Genomic DNA, 16,891 nt, shown 5'->3' on the forward strand with positions numbered 1-16,891 from the left:
GTTCAGTCGGTGGCGGGGGTGAGTGGGGCAGCGAGGACCTCGCCGAGGATCAGGGCCAGTTCGCCGAAGGCTCGGCCGCGGTGGCTGATCGCATCCTTCTCCGCCGCGGACAGTTCGGCGTTCGTCCGGGTCTGACCGTCGGCCAGGAACAGTGGGTCGTAGCCGAAGCCGCCCGCGCCGCGAGGTTCGGTCAGCAGGGTGCCACGTAGCTCGCCGTGGGCGACCCGTTCGATGCCGTCCGGGGTGACCAGGGCCGCCGCGCAGACGAAGGCGGCGTGGCGCCGGTCGGCCGGGACGTCGTCAAGCTGCGCGAGCAGCAGGGTGTTGTTGGCGGTGTCCCGTTCGACCCGGGTGCCGTCGCGCCGGCCCGACCATCGAGCCGAACGCACCCCCGGCATCCCGGCCAGCTCGTCGACGGCGAGCCCGGAGTCGTCGGCGACCGCCGGCAGCCCGGTCTCCGCGACCGCCGCCCGCGCCTTGATCAGCGCATTCTCAGCGAAGGTCGTCCCGGTCTCGGGTACCTCCTTGCCGGGCGGCAGGCCCACCAGCTCCACGGCCAGGCCGCTGGCCACCAGGAGGCGGCGCAGCTCCGCGAGCTTCGCCTCGTTGCGACTGGCGAGGACCACCTTCGTCGTCCGGGTCGATCCGTGGTGTTTGGCGCTCATCGAGCACCTCCCGGGCGAGGAGGCCCCGCCGGAACCGGGCCGCGCAACGCCTCGGTCTGGATCGCGGTGAGCTGGGCGCATCCACGCACTGCAAGGTCGAGCAGGCTGTCGAGCATCGTCCGGTCGAACGGGGTGCCCTCGGCGGTGCCCTGGACCTCGACGAAACCGTCCGCCCCAGTGCACACCACGTTCATGTCGGTGTCCGCGGTGGAATCCTCGCTGTAGGCCAGGTCGAGCATCGCCTCGCCCTTGACCACGCCGACACTGACCGCACTGACGCTCGTGGTGATCGTGCCGGGCCGGCCGAGCCAGCGGGCGGCGTCGACCAGCGCGACGTAGGCGCCGGTGATCGCGGCGGTGCGCGTGCCGCCGTCGGCGAGCAGCACGTCGCAGTCGATCGCGATGGTGTTCTCGCCGAGGGCCTTCAGGTCGATGCAGGCACGCAGGCTGCGGCCGATCAGCCGGGAGATCTCGTGGGTCCGCCCGGAGATGCGGCCGCGCACGGACTCGCGATCGTTACGGGTGTCGGTGGCCCGTGGAAGCATGGAGTACTCGGCGGTCACCCAGCCCAGGCCGCTGCCCTTGCGCCAGCGCGGGACCCCCGTGGTTACCGAGGCCGCGCACAGCACCCTGGTCCGGCCCGCGCTGACCAGCGCGGATCCCTCCGCATGCTCCTGCCATCCCCGCAGGATCGTCACCTGCCGGAGTTCGTCCGGTCTCCTGCCATCCGCTCGTATCACGACGCGACACTATCGGCCCAGGGCGACCCGGCCGCGCGCCGAGGTCGCGCCGAGGTGCGGAGGTGCGGTCCGTCAGAGTTCTCAGAGTTCGTAGACGGTGCCGGGGCTCGCGAGGGTCAGCGGGCCGTCATACACGCCGGCCGCTTCCTCCTCGGAACGGGCGGCGTTCCCCCACGGGACAAGATGCGTGAGCACGAGCTGGCCCACACCGGCTCGCCGGGCGTGCTCGCCGGCCTCCCGGCCGGTCAGATGCAGGTCCGGGGGGTTGTCCTCCTCATCGAGGAACGACGCCTCGCAGAGGAAGAGATCGCTGTCGGTGGCGAGGCGGACCAGCCGGTCACACGCCCCGGTGTCGCCCGAGTAGGTCAGTACCCGATCGTCGGCGGTGAGGCGGACGCCGTAGGCCTCCACTGGATGGGCCACCCGGGTGAGATCGATCCGGAACGGCCCGATGTGCAGGCAGCCGGCGCCGATGGTCCGGAAGTCGTAGATGTCGGCCAGGCTGTCGTCCGGCCATTTCTCGAACGCTCCGCACAGCCGTTCCTGGGTGTTGATCGGGCCGTAGACCGGGAGCTTGGGCGGCATGCCCTCCGGATGGTACCGCCGCGCGTAGGAGTTGGCCACCAGGTCCAGGCAGTGGTCGCCGTGCAGGTGGCTGAGCAGCACCGCGTCGATCTCACGCAGGTCGCAGTGCCGTTGTAGCTCACCCATGGACCCGTTGCCCGCGTCGAGGACGAGCCGGAACCCGTCCGACTCGACGAGGTAGGACGAACAGGCCGACGTCGGGCCGGGATACGTGCCCGAACAGCCGAGGATCGTCAGTTTCACCGTGGCACCACCGGGCTCTGCTGGGAGGAGGGTTCCTGGTCCGCCCCGGTTCGGGCGGCCCAGGCGGCTGGAGGCGTGACTGTGGCCCGCGCGGCGGGAACAGGCGGGGACACCGCCGCGACGCCGACGAGTTCGGGGCCGAGGAACCTGCGTCCCACCCGGCTGAACAAGGTTGGATCACCCGTGGTGAGGAACCGGTGCGTGGGCGGCGGAAGGCCCGGATCGCGGAAGAGCCCATGCCGGACGAGTACCCGGTAGGTGTCCTTGGCCGTCTCCTCGGCACTGCTCACCAGGGTGACGCCCTCTCCCATCACGAGGCCGATTACCCCTGTCAGCAGTGGGTAATGTGTACATCCGAGTATCACCGTGTCTACGCCGGCTTCCTGCAATGGTGCGAGGTACGCCTCGGTCAGGCCGAGCAACTGCCGCCCAGAGGTGATACCCCGCTCAACGAAGTCCACGAACGCCGGGCAGGCCACACCGGTCAGCTCCACGCCCGCGGCGGCGGTGAACGCGTCGTCGTAGGCGCGGCTGGCAATCGTCGCCAGCGTGCCGATGACGCCTACCTGCCCGCTGCGGGTCGCCGCGACCGCCCGGCGAGTCGCCGGCATGATCACTTCGATGACCGGTACGTTGTAACGCTCCCGGGCGTCGCGCAGGCAGGCGGCACTTGCCGTGTTGCAGGCGATGACCAGCAGTTTCACGCCCTCGTCCACGAGCCGGTCGAGGGCATCGAGCGCGTAGCGACGCACCTCGGCGATCCGCCGCGGGCCGTAGGGTGCCCGAGCGGTGTCCCCGAGATACACCAGGGGCTCATGCGGGAGCTGGTCCAGAATGGCGCGCGCCACAGTCAGACCGCCCACCCCGCTGTCGAACACCCCGATTGGCGCGCCGCTCATGAGCGATCAGACTAAGCCGGAAACCCGATGCTCACCCTGTGGCTGTTGTCACGGAACCATTGTCCGATCCCGGACAGTCCTCGCGTGTCCGACATAGGATCATCTCGCCCCGCTGAGCTGGGCGCATCGCTGTGCGTCATACCTCGTTGTTTACCCAGGTGAAGGCGTCCGCGTGCCGCGAGGAGCCGGGGTGTGGCCGGTTCGACATCCGGGATCGTCCCGGTCCGCTGGATCGCCCGATGACCTCCGCCCGGTCCGGAACGCGATCTTTCGTCGATGTATCGCGGGAAACGCGTGGTCCGTCTGTCGATCGTCCACGAGGAGCCGTGCCCGGGTGGGTACGCCATACGGGTACAGGCGCGCCAAACGGGGTGTAGGCTAGAACTGCCTGTAATCGATCAGTGACTACTAGCTATCGAGCAGGTATGTTGAGGACGCGGCTGAGGTGTCCGGGTCGTTCCCATCCGTCCCCGATCCGCGGCACCCCAGTCGCATCCTCGATGTCTCCGGGCCGTCTCCGGGTGCCGATGCGACGTGATTCCCGATGTCGCCCCGTGCTTCTACGCTGACGTCGCTTCTACGCTGACGTCATGCGGTGGTCTTGCTGTCGTCCAGCCGTGAAGCCATCCAGGGGGAGCGGGGGGCGTCAGCACGTGGCCACACATACGGAGGGCCGCGGTCGGGTGGCTCTCCGAGCATTTGAGATCGGCCCATGATGTGAGGACGGACGGTGCAAGCGGGATGCACGTCACCAAACCGTCCTCCTGGCTTGTCGGGTTGACGTCGATCGGGGGCGTCGCTGGCCGTACGGCGATAGGAACATGCCTATGGCCCGGCTCCTCGCGGCGATCTCCACGGGCGTCGCCCTCCTGGTGGGAGGGTTGACGGCGCTTGCCGTCATGCTGCCGCCTGAGTACAGCTATCTGGTCCCGATTGTCATCATCCTCGTCGTCGTGGGGGTCAACATCACTGCCTGGCTTGTGATCCCGCGTGTCGTCGGCTCGGCGTCGGCGTCGGTGTCCGTGCACCGCTCAATACCGGAGAATCGTCCGATGGGTGGCTCGTTCGTGTTCGGTCGTGGTGAGTTCGACTGGGCGAGTTCGGACGCCTCCGATGCCTCCGTCGAGTCCTCGTCGGACAACTGGTCGTCGAGCTGGGACTACGCCGGCGGGGACGGTCCGGACGGCAGCGACGACGAGAGCGGTTTCGACGACGACCGCTGGTATGGTTCCGCGGCCCGCCGTGGCGCGGGTTTCTCGCCGCCCGCCCTTACCGGAGCGTCCATGCCCGGCCTGCTGTCCGCCGATACCGGACCGCATCACCGGGCCACGCAGTCCGGCCCGGTGCCGGCGGAGCCAGAGAAGCACCACGATGACAGCCGCCAGCCGTAGTGACGCTCATGCGGGAACCGATCGGCCAAGGGTACAGTCCTCGGCCAGGTACATCCCGTCCGTGCTGCGCTCGTTGAGGTCGGTGCAGTGCGGTGCAGTGGCGGCCCGGCGCCGTGGATCAGGCGAGCCCGGCGCGTCGGCGGGCCGTCTCGGCCACCGCGGCCCAGTCCTGGTCGGTCTGGCCGTGCGCCAGCGCGTCGACGAAGGCGTCCCGCAGCACGCCGCCGAAGGGCAGCGGAACGTTCCGTTCCAGCCCTGAGGCCAGCGCGAGCTGGACGTCCTTCAACCCGAGCGGGAGACGGAAGTTGACGGGTTCGTAATCCCGGTTTCCGATCATGCGGCCATAGCCGGTAAAGACCGGGCCAGTGAACAGGTTGTCGGTGAGTACTTCGATGAACGTGGCCGGGTTCATCCCGCCGGCCTCGATGACGGCGCTCGCCTCCGCCATCGCCTCGATGCTGCAGGCGATTAGATAGTTGCCCAGAATCTTCACCAGGTTGGCGTGTTCCGGCGCGTCGCCGACCGTCCAGGTTCGCCGGCCGAGGACGTCGAACAGAGGCTGAACCTCGGCGATCGCGTCCGGATCGCCGCTGGTCACGATGGTGAGGTTGCCGGCGCGGGCGGCGTCGGTCCGGCCGAAGACGGGAGCCGCGAGGTAGCGCAGCCCGTGCTCGGCGTGCTCACGCCGAGCACGGATCGCCAGCGCGGTGCTGACGGTGGCCATGTTCACATGCAGTGCTCCGGCCGGCGCGGCGGTCAGCACCCGCGGATCGAGCAGGCGATCGGTGACGGCCTGGTCGTCCGCCAGCATGCTGAGGACGATTCCGGTGGCGAACGCCTCGGAGATGCTGGCGGGGACCGCACCGGCGGCGGCCAGTTCGGTGACGGGATCCGGTGAGCGGTTCCAGGCCAGCACGGTGTGGCCGGCGTCGATCAGATTGCGCGCCATGGCGCTGCCCATTCCGCCGAGTCCGATGAAACCGATCTTCATGCGTCACCCTCCTGGCCTGGTCGGCGGACGGTCCGCCGACGCGGGTTTCCTGCCCGGCTGGGCTGGGCTGGGCCAAGCGGCATCAGCGGCTCCGGCCCAGGGCGTGTGAAGAACGGACCGGCAGGTGCCGGGTTCTCAGGCGCCTGTCATCGTAGGAAGCCCGGTGCCCGAGGTCAGTGTGATGAACTCGATACGCGGGGGACCGGTGAGCAGATCCTGCCGCTCGGCGACGAAGTGGTGGATGTGCGGCTGGTTCTCATGATCCTCGAACGCCTCGCGGTCGCGGTAGAGCTCGTAGAAGAGCCGGGCATTGTCGTCGCCGGCCACCCGATGGGTAGTGTAGATCAAGGTCCCGGGTTCGTGGGCGGCGATCAGCGGCACCGTCTCGGCCACCAACGCGTCGAACGCGTCCGCCGTGTCCGGGCGTACCTCGAACCGCACCGTCAGACCGAACATGGATCTCCTCCTCAAGGTATTGCGACAGGGATATGGCGGGGCGCTGTCGCTTCGCGACGTACTGTTACCGTATCCAGGAGATCGCTCTAATGGTGGCCTGAGAGCCTGGCCACATCGGTGCGGCCTGAGATCGGCTGCCTTGTGCAGCCCGGGACGGGCCATCCGGACCTTGACGGCAGGATGCCGATGTACAGCAGATTTTGTCGATCAAAGCCGATATGAGCGTCATGAACGGTACCCGATGGTATTCTCTCAAGGCTGGATCTGGTGGATGGCGGGCATGGTCTCCCGGTCGGAGAGAGGAATTTTCCGAGGCGGAGCGCGGTGATGTCGCGATGCCGCCGAATGGTAGAAGGGTCTGCTGAGAATCGATCTGCTCCGCGGCAGATAGCTCCCGCTGGCCGAGGCGACCCGCGTCGCGCTCAGGTCCCCGGCGCCGCGGACCGGGACGTGCCACCCGGCCAGCATAGCGATTGGCGCCAGGCGGGCCACAGCCTGATTTCTTCCATCGACTCGTAGTTCAAATTCGAGAGACTCGTGTGCACTGGCTCGTGAACGGAAATCCCTTGACGGCTGGCCGCTGCACCGCACTCCGACGGGACGTAGGCAAGATCGGCGCCCTGTTACTCTGACGATTCAGGAGACTTGCATGGTCTACGTCCAGCCGTATGCCATCGACCCCGCCGGGCGTGGTCTTTTCTGTGACCATCCCGGCCGGGTCCGCCATCCTTCCCAACCTTGTCGCGGCCGGCCATGACCCCGACCACTATGGCGTCGACGCCCATCTGTTCGAACCGAGCCGCGACGAAAATGATCATCTTGCGTTCGGTGTCGGCGTCCACCGGTGTATCGGCGCTCCTCTCGCGCATCTGGAGGCCGGCTACGCCCTGCCCGCTCTCTTCGAGCGTTTCCCTGATATCAGTCCGGTCGAGAAGGGACTGGATCAGGTTTCCTCCTTCATCGTCTACGGCTGGGATGTCCTACCCGTGCGCCTCGCTCCGGAGCGATAGCGCCCGACGCGGGGGAGGGACGCGTGCTGTACGGCGGATATGCACAAGCATTGACGTGGGCCGCTGATGGTGACGTTGACAGGTCGTCGTTCCTTCCCTGGGTGGAACCCTGGTGGCGGTCGGCTGACCGGCTGCCACCAGTCCGTCGCAGGGACCAGTCGGCGAGGGCGCGGTTCCAGCCTCGAATGGAGGGCATCGGTTGAACGGCCGGTGTGCGGCATGAATGCCGTCATCGGGTGAATTCTCGCGATCTCCGTCGCCGGCGCGGACATGGAGCCCGGCGTGTCGTCAGTGGTTTCAAGCCCGATTGTTCCGCACTCCTGCCACGATGCGTGCCGAGTTCGATACGACGTCGGACCGGTAATGCAGAATCGAGGATGGCGCGGAGTGAAATCTCGTCTCACATGGTCCCGTTCGGCTGCGCTTGCAGCTGCGACAGCCCTGACCGTCGGGCTTGGCTACGGCCTTCCGGCGGTCGCGGATCCGGGTGGCGCAGCAGCCCGGTCGGGTGCGGCGAAGGCCGGACCGGTCGCCGGGCCGGACATAGCCAACGGTAGGGCACGGGAGGCGTCCACATTCTGGACGTCAGATCGTATGCGCGAGGCCAAGCCGGTGGACCCGAGCAAGGCGAATAGCGGCAAAGTCCAGGAACAGGGGCCGGCGGTGCGCGGCGGCCCGGCCGAGCGGGTGAACCCGCATGTCCCTGAGCCCGTACCGGGAACAGCACCGGGAACAGCCGGCGGCGGGCCGGGCTTCGGGCCGACCGCGGCACCCTGGTACGGCTCGACGACCAGCCCGCCGGCCACCACGTCCGGACGCGTATTCTTCACCGACAGTAGCGGCGTCAGCTACTCCTGCTCGGGGGGCACCGTCAACAGCGGCGGCAAGAACCTGGTGTTCACCGCCGGCCACTGCGTAAACCCGGGCGGCGGCGGGGCCTGGTTCACCAACTGGGTCTTCGTCCCGCGCTACAACAACGGGAACGCGCCCTACGGCGTGTGGTCCGCGCGCCAGCTCTGGAGCTGGAGCAGCTGGGTGCAGAACGCCAACCGTGCCTACGACTTCGGCGTCGCAGTGCTGAACACCAACGCTTCAGGACAGCACATCGTCAACGTCGTCGGTGGTCAGGGAATCGAATGGAACTTCCCGCTGGTGCAGTATGTCTACCAGTTCGGCTACCCAGCTCGGGCGCCGTTCAACGGGCTCTCCCTGCAATACTGTAGTGGGACGACGTACAACGACGGCGGCTTCGTCGGTATCAACTGCAACATGACCGAGGGTGCCAGCGGCGGACCCTGGCTGGACGACTTCGACGGAACGTTCGGATACCTCGACTCCGTCAACAGCTGGGTGTTCTGGGACGCCAACGGCGTCCGGTACAAGTGGAACGGCCCGTACTTCGGCAACGAGGTGCGCGACCTGTACTACGCGACCGCGAATCTGTAGGCTGGCCACAGCCGGGGGGACGCGGGAAATGCGCGTCCCCTTTTTTTCGAATTTACCGTGATTTTCATCGCGCCGGAGGAGGGCGCCGTGACACGCCTCCCCCCTTTCTCCCTCCCCCTTCTCTCCCTCCTGCTCTGCGTGCTCGTCGGGTGCGCCGGTCCGATCAACGCCGGGCCGGCGGAACCGACCGGGCCGGCACCGGGCAGGGTGCTGGATGTGGCGGGTGCGCTCGCCGCCCCGCCCGACCGGCAGGTGACGGTCCGCGGGTACGTCCTCATCAGGCCGGACGGGGCCAGTTACCTGTGCACCGGGCTCGCCGGTTCCTACCCGCCGCAGTGCGGCCGGCCGGCACTGCGGCTTGTCGGACTGGACCTGGCCGACCTACCGAGTCCCGAGCATGCCTCCGGAGTCACCTGGACCGGCGAAACCACACTGGCCGGAACCGTCCGGGACGGCACGCTGACGCTTCGCCGCTGACCAGGATCGCAGCCGCGTTCCCCTGCTCAGCCCCGGACCAGCCCGCCCAAGGCCGCCCGCCCAAGGCCGAAGGGGGCACCGCCCTGCCCTACGACGGCTGGCACCGGGCGGTCCAGACGGCGAGCTCGGTGCGGGCGGCCACGGTCTCGCGGTGCTCGGGTCCCAACGCCCGTTCGAACAGCGCCAGTACCGCGGCGAACTGGTCCCGGGCACCCGCGGGATCCCCCGCCTCACCGGTCCAGTGGGCGAGGTTGCGCTGGTCGAGCAACGTGTCCGGATGGCCGGGGCCGAGGACCCGCCGGTGGATCAGGAGCAGGGCGGCGTACTGGTCACGGGCCATCGCGGGGTCTCCCGCCTGACCCACCCAATAGGCGAAGTTACCCCGGGCGACTAAGGTCGCGGGATGCTCGGGACCCGAGACCCGCTCACGGATCGGCAGTAACTGTGCGTACTGATCGCGGGCGGCGGCAGGGTCACCCGCCTTGCCGGTCCACCAGGCGAGGTTGGTGCGGACCCACAGCGTGCCGTGATGCTCCGCGCCGGACACCCGCTCGTGGACGGTGAGCAGCGCCGAGCACAGGTCGCGCGCGGCCACGGGATCCCCAGCCTCCCCGATCCAACGGGCGTACTGGTCACGAGATTCGAGAACATCCGGGTGTTCCGATCCCAGAACTCGTTCCCTGATCGGCAGAAACGCGGCGTAGTGAGCGCACGCGCCCGCCACATCGCCGGCCTGCCCGGTCCAGAACCCGAGATTCGCCCAGACATACAGGGTCTCCGGATCATCCTCACCCGCGACGCGTCGCCACCGGGGCAGGATGGACAGGCACAGGTCGCGCGCGCCGGGCCAGTCGCCGGCCTGCCCGGTCCAGTCCGCGAGACGAGCCGCGACCAGCAGAGTCTGCCGGTCGTCCGCGCCTAGGGCCCGGCTGCAGACGGGCAGCAACGCCGCGAGCATGTCGCGCGCGCCCCCCGGATCCCCCGCTTCCCCGGTCCAGTTGGCGACGGCGGCACGCGTACGCAGAGCCGCGGGATGCTCGGCGCCCAGCCGTGTCACGGTGTCGTTGTGGACGTCCTCCTGCACGATCTTCGCCGTCCGGTAGCCACCACTGGCGTCGAGATACTCGAGCAGTTTCAGGACGCCGGGACGGTCCGGACGGAACACGGTACGTGCGTGGGGGACCAGCATGGCGTAGACAGGCCACGTCCCGGACCGGTGGGGTTCATCCGGCAGTGCGGCCTCCACCAGGGCCACCACCACGCCGCGCAGGACGTCGCGACGTTCCTCGGGCAGCTGACCGGCGATGACTGCCCCGACGAGGCGGTGCAGCTGAATCGTGTCCCCGCTCCGGCGGGCCAGGGAGTAGGCCAGCGCGTCACCGACCACATCGTCGAGGTCGAGCTGGGGATGGGTACCGGCGCACGCCTGCGCCAACGGGCCGTCGAGAAGATCGGGATGGTCATCGAACAGGGCCAACGGGATCGGTTCGGGAGCCAGCAGCGCGCCCAGCGTCAGCAGCTGCACGGTGGCCGGGGCGTCGGCCTGCAGCCGTTCCAGGGCCATGGACCAGGCGGTGGCGATGGTGCCGGCATAGAGGGGATCGCCCCCTTTGCCCAGCAGCGTCGTACGCCGGGTACGGAACTTCGCGAGGTAACCGGCCGGATCCGTCCGGGTCGTGGTGAGGTAGCCGGCGGCCTGCGCCAACGCCAGGGGCAGGTCACCCAACTCGGCAGCCAGCGCGTCGGCTACCGCCGCGTCCAGGCCGGGAAGACGGCGGGTCAGGAACGCCACCGCCTCAGCCCGTTCAAACACGTCCACGTCGACCGCGGCGGCGAGTGCCTCCCAGCCCGGCTTCCGGGACGTGATCAGCACATGGCCCGGTCCGCTTGGCAGCCAGTCCCGCAAGGCGACGGGATCCTCGGCGTTGTCGAACACCACCAGCCACCCCACCCGACGGCCCAGGGCGGCGAGCACGATGGCCGCGATGTCGGATACCGCTCCATCGGTCGACAGACCCAGCGGGCCCGCGAGCGCGGCGAACTTCTCGCCGACCAGGAGGGTCTGTTCCGCGTCGATCCACCAGACCAATGTGTACTCGGCGGCATGCCGATGGGCGTACTCGACGGCCAACTGGGTCTTGCCCACCCCGCCCATGCCGTGCAGGGCGGTCACCGCCACCGGCCCCGCCCCCAGCTCGGTGCGGATCTGGTCGAGCTGGGACTGGCGGCCGGTGAAATGCCGGTTGCGACTCGGCACGTTCCACACATCGGGCAGCCGCCCGGGGAACATCGGCTCCATCCCCGTCGCGGCGACCATCGGTTGGGCGGGCCCGCCGGGGAAGACCGGCTCCACCGCCGGCTTACTCCGCTCCCCACGTGCCGCGGCCACCAGCCGCCCGGCCGCGATGTCCCGGTCGAGGCCGAACAGGTCCACGCTGACCAGCTGACCCAGCAGCCCCGGCCGGTCACACTCCTCCACCCGGAACACCAGCAGCTTGCGCGCCCGCCCGGACGGGTCGGCGGCCCAGGCGACCTGCCACTCCGCCTCCGCGAACGCCGAGGACAGGTAGGCCGTCGACAGCACCGCGATCGTGCGGGCCGCGACCTGTGCCGCCTGATGCATCTCGGTGACGAAATGACTACCCGCGTTGAAGTCCCAGGCCTGGATCCGCACCCGGTAGCCGGCGTCCTCCAAGACCCAGGCGATCCACTCCGCCCACCCCTGATCGGCCCCGGTGTAGGAGACGAAGAAATCCACCCCCGACGATGGCGACCTCGCCACGCCCTGCACCGCGCCGCCGCCTGACGCCGGGACCCCCGTGCCCATAGCCGCACAGCCTGCCACAGTAGCCACGGATCGTCACAACCCAGACGCGTACCGGACAGCCGAACGGGCTGACACCCGAGAGGCCCGCCCACTTCTCGTGCACCAGTGGTTTGGTGGGCGGTGAGGACGACCTGGCGATGGCGGATGGCTTCGACATCGGCTGCCGGGGGGTGGCCGCCCTCCTCCGCGTGGCCACTGGCAGGGGGTCAGACGGGCGGCGCCCAGGTGGTGCGGCCGGTGCCGGCACACCACGGACAGTACACGATGAACCCCTGCGGGTGTCCGAGAACCGTGGCGTAGATGCTGCTCCGCACCCCGTATCCGCGGCAGGCCAGACAGATCTGGGCCTGGATTGTCATCGGTCGAGGCCGTCGATGGCGTGTGCGTGGATCGCGGCGAGGATCTGACCCCAGATCGTGGCGGGCAGGCGGATCTCCCGGAGGCCCAGCTAGCCGTAGCGCAGATCCACCTGACCGTCCGCGTGGCGGACCAGGCCGCCGGCGACCGCCCACTTCGCCCATTCGGCGGTCAGCGTGGTGAACGTGGCCACACGGGCCTCTTGGACGAGGCCGGGCCAGATGACGTTGGGAAGCCGTAGCTCGTGGACCTCACCGGCATACCGGTACTGGATGACGACCTCTGCGCCGTTCCGGGCGAACTGGGCCGCGGGGGCACAGGCCGCCCGGTGCCAGTCCAACGGTGTGCCGGGGTCGGTTCGCCTGCCCATGCGTCTGTCTCCTCGCGTATGTGATGGTGCCTCCCCACCTGCAACCGTGCTCACGGAGTGCCCTGACGGTGGAAGGGCGCGCAGGTGGGGAGGGATTGAGGGGCCGCCGGCGCCGTTGGCGGCGGCCCCGGTTCCAGGGATCGCTGGCTCGGCGGTAGGGCACCACCTGGTAGCCGGCGATACCGGTCAGGGTGCGGGCGTACTCGTCGGCAAGCCGGGCGGTCGACCAGCCGATCAGGGTTTCGACCGGATTCCCGGATCCGTCGAGCACGGAGATCGAATAGTTCGCCGGCGCCTCGTCCCGTACGGGGATCCGGTCCAGGCCGGGACGATGGGTAGACAACTGGGAGAGAGCGCTCGACAGGTTGAGCCCCCTCCCGGTGCGTGCCGTGGCCATGTTCCTGGCCAGCGCTCCGCTGTTCCGAGACGGTGAGTCGATCGGAGCGCCACCCACGGCGGCGACCGGCATCCTCGGGGAGTCGGTGGGCGACATGGATCCTCCCGAGTGGGTTGAGATGCGCGGTTAGCCGCACAAGCGGCGGTAGTGTTATGACACACTCCGCAGTGTCATCGCGACAGAATGCATAGGGCATTCAGGTGCGCATACCCCTCTCTGTCAGAGTTGAGTGAGACAGACGGACAGACGTCAGCTGTTTGGCCATGCTGGAGGTCTGAGCGCGGCAGCGGTGTTCGCCGCTACCGGGGATGTCGGGGCGCGGCTCGATCAGGCACAGCCGCCGACGCTCGCGCTCGCCGACTGCCGTACGGCCTTGGCGCATCTTGAACGGAACCTGTGGACGCTCCCGCCCGCCGATCTGTTTCCGCCCGCCTTTCAAGCATGGCAGGACGTAGAAACGATGCTCGCCCGGCGTGTCCACCCCGCATACAGCTGTCAGCTGGTCCTGCTCGCTGGGCAGCTTGCCGCCGGCCTGTCTACCCTGGCCCGGTTTTCTGGGGACATCCTTCTGGCTGGCCGATTCGTGGCGCTCGCTGAGCGCCACGCCGACGCTGTAGGCGAGCCGCTGCTGACCGGCCGGGTTGCTGGGATCCGGACCTGCGTGGCGTTTAACGACGGCCAGTACACGGAAGTAGCGGACATTGCGGCGCGAGCCCAGCCGAAAGCGCACCCAGCGCAGCGTGCGCGGCTCGCTGCATATGAGGCTCAGGCAGCTGCCGCCGCCGGATACCCGGACCGCGCCGATGCGGCGATCCAGGAGATGCGTGCAGGAATGCGCGGATCGCTGACCGGCCCAGCGCTCACGTGGAACACCGCCGAGGAAGATCTCTACACGGCGATCGCTGTGTCCCACCTTCCAGGCCGCGGACGGATGGCGGTCATCCACGGCACCCGCGCCGCCGCCACGTTCGGCGACGACTGGCAGGGTATTGGCCTTGCGCATGTTGCCGGTCGCCCGTGGCCACCTCGATGGGGACAGGCCCGCCCTGGACGCGGCGGGAGCCGCCGGGCTGGACGCAGTCGCAGCGCTCCAGACATGTCCGAATGCGGTAGTCGAGGACCGCATCCGCGAACTCGCCGTCCCTCTGAGCCGAGCGGCCGGGGACGATCCCACCGCGCTGGAGTTCACCCGTCGAGTTACCGACGTCTGACCCCTGTCGCCCCTGGTGCCGTGGCGCCGCCGGTGCGGCGGGCCGCACCACCTATCTGTCAGGATGCCGTACCTGTCGAGACCCAGACTCGTGTCTCGTTAAGGGCCTCCTTACGGAGGAGGGCATCGCTGAGGTTGATGCCGCACCGGTTCGCGATGGCGCACACGAAGATCAAAATGTCAGCGAGCTCCTCGTCGACGGAGCCGACGACCGACCCTGTCGCGGTGCTGAGGTTCTCGCTTTTGCGGACGGCTTTGAACAGCTCACCGACCTCCTCGCCCAGCAGCAGAGCCTGCTCCGTGACGCTGCGCTCGGAGAACCCCCGTTCCTTCTCCATGGCGGCGACGTACTGCTGGAACTCGGTCAGGTCAAAGCCGGCGGCCAGCGGACGCATGGCGGTGGACCTTTCTCTGCGTGAGGTGTGAGCCCGGCCGGTGTTGCTGGGAGAGTCAGATGGCCAGGGTGAGCTGGTTGGGGTCGTGGCGGACGGCGGTCGGGGTCCGGTCGCGCCAGCCCGTGCGCAGCGCGGCGGTAAGCGCATCGGCGGCGGCGGCGACACCGCGGGTCAGGGCGGTTCGGTTGCGGACGACTGTCGGAATGACAGTTCGGGTGACGGGGTGCCACGCCCACGCGCCCTGGACCTGCCCGTCGAGCACGATCGTGGGTAGCGCTTCACCGATCTGATTGAACGCCTGTTCTGTCGGTAGGCCGCCCAGATACCTCTCTCGGGTCTCGAAGTACGCCTTGAGCGCGACGTCTTCGTGGGCGAGCAGGTGTAACCCGCTCGTGTGGGCGGCGGGATCGGCAGCCAGGAACTGTTCGTACCGGGCGGTGGTCATGTAGGCCCGGGCTGGGCTCCACGGTGTGGTGATCTCCAGCCACTCGGCATCCGAGGCGTTCAGCGCGGCGGTGATGGCGGTCCGGGACAGGGCCGACCACCACGTCGCGTCCTTGAGAGTCGCTGGCCCATACCGGTCGAAGTAGGCGTACACCAGCGTTCGCGTCGCCTTTCCGGGATCCTGCGCGACGTCCAGGCCGGGGTGGACGTCGGAGGTCAGCGCGAAGGCTCGGCGTTCTGCATTCCAACAACCGGACTGGTTCAGGTAGGTGAGCAATCCCTGTTCCCACGCCGTTTTCACGGCGACGCGGACGGCCGCGACCGGCTCGCCGCAGGCGGTCAGGACTGCTTCGATCTGCCGCACCGGCAGCGGGCCGCCCGCGAGCAGCCGCATGAGCAGCCGGGTCACCCGGGTCACGACGGGCTGGGACACACCGGCGTTGACGGCCATTCGGGCGGCGTCGCGCAACCGGTAGCGGGCGGTCGCGGCATGCGCGACGGCCGCCAGATCGAGCGGTAGAAGATGCAGCGTCTTGCGCATGCACCGCAGCGTGGTGAGGCCCGACTGGGGGGCGAATAGCGATGTCGCGGCTTCGGGGCTGGCAGCGCGGGCGAGGACGGTCGCGAACGGACTGGGTAAGCGCGCGGCGTGGAGGCCCAGCCCGGCATATGCGATCTCGGCGACGGACGACAAACGATGATCGGGATGCAGTCCTTGCCGGATGAGCGTCCAGTTCCACAAGTAGCTGGCCTGGTCGGCTGTGAGCGTGACGGCTCCGGCGGTACGGGGAGCGACGGCGACCACCGCAGCACGCTATCAGCGGTCCGTCACCCCGCCATGCACGGGCCGGGCCGAGTCGGGTTCATCCCTGTGCATTCCAGTGGTCTTCGACGAAGTGGCGTAGCCGCTGGTAGGAATCTTCGGTCTCCTGCCACTGCTCCGCGGTGCCCCACCAGTGCCGGTTGTTGTGGTGGATGTGGAACTTCGACCAGTCGCGGTCCCAGTCGGGCTGGGTGTGCGTGCCGTGCAGCGCGTACCGGTCGGGATCGGCGTAGACCTGTGTGCCAGGCAGGGGGACGAACCGGAACAGCGACACCCGGCTCAGGGACGATCCCAGCTCGGCCAGCAGGCTCATCGTCTCCGCGGTGGTCTCGGCATTCTCCCCGGGGAAGCCGTGGATGATGAACGCTTTGCCCTCGATCCCCGCGTCGGCGGTCGCTGCGAACGCCGCTTTGATCTGCTCGCGGGTGGTGTTCTTGCGCATCGCCCGTAGGAGCTGCTCGCTCCCGGACTCGACTCCATATTTGATCTCGATGCAGCCCGAGGTCGCCATCTTCTTCAGTAACGGCGCGTCGATGGTGTCGACGCGGGACAGCGCCGACCAGGACAGGTCGAGGTCACCGACCGCATCGCAGATGTCACCGACCTTCTGCTTGTTGACGATGAAGTTGTCGTCGACGATCGCGAAGCCCTGCACGCCGTACCGGTCGATGAGCTGGTTCAACTCGGTGCGGGCGCTGGCCCCGGAGCGGTACTGGATGCGGGTCTGCCCGGCCGCGCAGAACGAGCACGGGAAGGGGCATCCGCGGCTGAACATCACGTGCGCCATGCGGATGTCTCGGCCGGCTAGCCGGTCTTCCAGCACGAAGTCCCCGACGGGCAGCAGATGCCGGGCGGGCAGCGGTAGCCGGTCGATGTCCCTCATCAGCCGGCGCGGTGGCTCGGTCCGGACCCGCCCGTCCTCGATCCAGCGGGTGCCGGCGATGCCGGTGAAGGGCTGGCCCGCGGCAGCCCGGTCCAGCACATCGAGGATCGTCTCCTCCGACTCGCCTTCGCAGACCACGTCCGCACGGAAGTCGCGCAGCGATTCGTCGGGGTAGAAGTTGCTGTGCACGCCGCCGACCATCACCAGCGCGCTGGGGTCGATCTGGCTGTGCTCGCGGGCTTCCTTCATGAATCCGTAGGTCGCGGGTAACTGGTCAGCACT

General features: G+C 68.7%; 17 protein-coding genes. 5 read left to right on the forward strand and 12 right to left on the reverse strand.

Annotated elements, in window-relative coordinates; all coding sequences use genetic code 11:
• Positions 1 to 2 precede the first annotated feature (2 nt).
• From rdgB to murI, 4 genes are all read right to left on the reverse strand, one after another.
• Positions 3 to 665: an RdgB/HAM1 family non-canonical purine NTP pyrophosphatase gene (gene rdgB, locus AC08OV_RS17950; protein WP_476619983.1), complete on the reverse strand. Its 663-nt coding sequence runs from the start codon at positions 663 to 665 to the stop codon at positions 3 to 5.
• Positions 662 to 1,405, reverse strand: coding sequence for a ribonuclease PH (gene rph / locus AC08OV_RS17955; RefSeq protein WP_476614456.1), 744 nt, complete (start codon positions 1,403 to 1,405; stop codon positions 662 to 664). Before rph ends, rdgB begins: the two co-directional genes overlap by 4 nt.
• Before the next feature lie 81 nt (positions 1,406 to 1,486).
• Positions 1,487 to 2,233 carry an MBL fold metallo-hydrolase gene (locus AC08OV_RS17960; protein WP_476594308.1) on the reverse strand — a complete coding sequence of 249 codons (747 nt, stop codon included), beginning with the start codon at positions 2,231 to 2,233 and terminating at the stop codon, positions 1,487 to 1,489.
• On the reverse strand, positions 2,230 to 3,132 hold the full coding sequence (gene murI, locus AC08OV_RS17965) for a glutamate racemase (protein WP_476614457.1): 903 nt from the start codon (positions 3,130 to 3,132) through the stop codon (positions 2,230 to 2,232). Before murI ends, AC08OV_RS17960 begins: the two co-directional genes overlap by 4 nt.
• Before the next feature lie 827 nt (positions 3,133 to 3,959).
• Here murI and AC08OV_RS17970 point away from each other — a divergent pair.
• Positions 3,960 to 4,523: a hypothetical protein gene (locus AC08OV_RS17970; RefSeq protein ID WP_476619984.1), complete on the forward strand. Its 564-nt coding sequence runs from the start codon at positions 3,960 to 3,962 to the stop codon at positions 4,521 to 4,523.
• Between the two features lie 118 nt (positions 4,524 to 4,641).
• Here the strand turns inward: AC08OV_RS17970 and AC08OV_RS17975 are convergent, their stop codons facing one another.
• Both AC08OV_RS17975 and AC08OV_RS17980 read right to left on the reverse strand, forming a co-directional pair.
• Positions 4,642 to 5,514, reverse strand: a complete 873-nt coding sequence (locus AC08OV_RS17975; RefSeq protein ID WP_476614459.1) for an NAD(P)-dependent oxidoreductase — start codon at positions 5,512 to 5,514, stop codon at positions 4,642 to 4,644.
• A 135-nt stretch (positions 5,515 to 5,649) separates the two neighbouring features.
• A complete protein-coding gene (locus tag AC08OV_RS17980) occupies positions 5,650 to 5,970 on the reverse strand; it encodes a putative quinol monooxygenase (protein ID WP_476614460.1) in 321 nt (106 codons plus the stop codon).
• Between the two features lie 668 nt (positions 5,971 to 6,638).
• Here AC08OV_RS17980 and AC08OV_RS17985 point away from each other — a divergent pair.
• The 3 genes from AC08OV_RS17985 to AC08OV_RS17995 all read left to right on the forward strand — a co-directional run bounded on the left by AC08OV_RS17985 (position 6,639) and on the right by AC08OV_RS17995 (position 8,903).
• Positions 6,639 to 6,980: a cytochrome P450 gene (locus AC08OV_RS17985; protein WP_476614461.1), complete on the forward strand. Its 342-nt coding sequence runs from the start codon at positions 6,639 to 6,641 to the stop codon at positions 6,978 to 6,980.
• A gap of 594 nt (positions 6,981 to 7,574) precedes the next feature.
• The gene (locus AC08OV_RS17990; protein ID WP_476614462.1) at positions 7,575 to 8,426 is read left to right on the forward strand and encodes a trypsin-like serine peptidase; all 852 of its coding nucleotides are present in this window, start codon (positions 7,575 to 7,577) and stop codon (positions 8,424 to 8,426) included.
• Between the two features lie 87 nt (positions 8,427 to 8,513).
• Positions 8,514 to 8,903, forward strand: coding sequence for a hypothetical protein (locus AC08OV_RS17995; RefSeq protein WP_476614463.1), 390 nt, complete (start codon positions 8,514 to 8,516; stop codon positions 8,901 to 8,903).
• Positions 8,904 to 8,991: 88 nt separating this feature from the next.
• On the opposite strand, the gene fxsT is transcribed toward AC08OV_RS17995, so the two are convergent.
• From fxsT to AC08OV_RS18010, 3 genes are all read right to left on the reverse strand, one after another.
• Positions 8,992 to 11,730, reverse strand: a complete 2,739-nt coding sequence (fxsT, locus tag AC08OV_RS18000) for an FxSxx-COOH system tetratricopeptide repeat protein (protein WP_476619985.1) — start codon at positions 11,728 to 11,730, stop codon at positions 8,992 to 8,994.
• A 448-nt stretch (positions 11,731 to 12,178) separates the two neighbouring features.
• On the reverse strand, positions 12,179 to 12,457 hold the full coding sequence (locus AC08OV_RS18005) for a hypothetical protein (protein ID WP_476615484.1): 279 nt from the start codon (positions 12,455 to 12,457) through the stop codon (positions 12,179 to 12,181).
• 593 nt (positions 12,458 to 13,050) lie between these two features.
• Positions 13,051 to 13,857 carry a hypothetical protein gene (locus tag AC08OV_RS18010; protein ID WP_476615486.1) on the reverse strand — a complete coding sequence of 269 codons (807 nt, stop codon included), beginning with the start codon at positions 13,855 to 13,857 and terminating at the stop codon, positions 13,051 to 13,053.
• Here AC08OV_RS18010 and AC08OV_RS18015 point away from each other — a divergent pair.
• A complete protein-coding gene (locus AC08OV_RS18015) occupies positions 13,850 to 14,065 on the forward strand; it encodes a hypothetical protein (protein WP_476615487.1) in 216 nt (71 codons plus the stop codon). The two genes, AC08OV_RS18010 and AC08OV_RS18015, sit on opposite strands and share 8 nt — an antisense overlap.
• A 58-nt stretch (positions 14,066 to 14,123) precedes the next feature.
• Here the strand turns inward: AC08OV_RS18015 and AC08OV_RS18020 are convergent, their stop codons facing one another.
• The 3 genes from AC08OV_RS18020 to AC08OV_RS18030 form a co-directional block, all read right to left on the reverse strand.
• Positions 14,124 to 14,459, reverse strand: a complete 336-nt coding sequence (locus tag AC08OV_RS18020) for a MazG nucleotide pyrophosphohydrolase domain-containing protein (protein ID WP_462189174.1) — start codon at positions 14,457 to 14,459, stop codon at positions 14,124 to 14,126.
• Between the two features lie 55 nt (positions 14,460 to 14,514).
• On the reverse strand, positions 14,515 to 15,708 hold the full coding sequence (locus tag AC08OV_RS18025; RefSeq protein ID WP_476615488.1) for a DNA glycosylase AlkZ-like family protein: 1,194 nt from the start codon (positions 15,706 to 15,708) through the stop codon (positions 14,515 to 14,517).
• A gap of 58 nt (positions 15,709 to 15,766) precedes the next feature.
• Positions 15,767 to 16,891: B12-binding domain-containing radical SAM protein (locus tag AC08OV_RS18030; RefSeq protein ID WP_476615489.1), on the reverse strand; the 1,125-nt coding region annotated here is incomplete at its 5' end.

This window comes from Frankia sp. CeTa3Moorea, assembly GCF_978021225.1.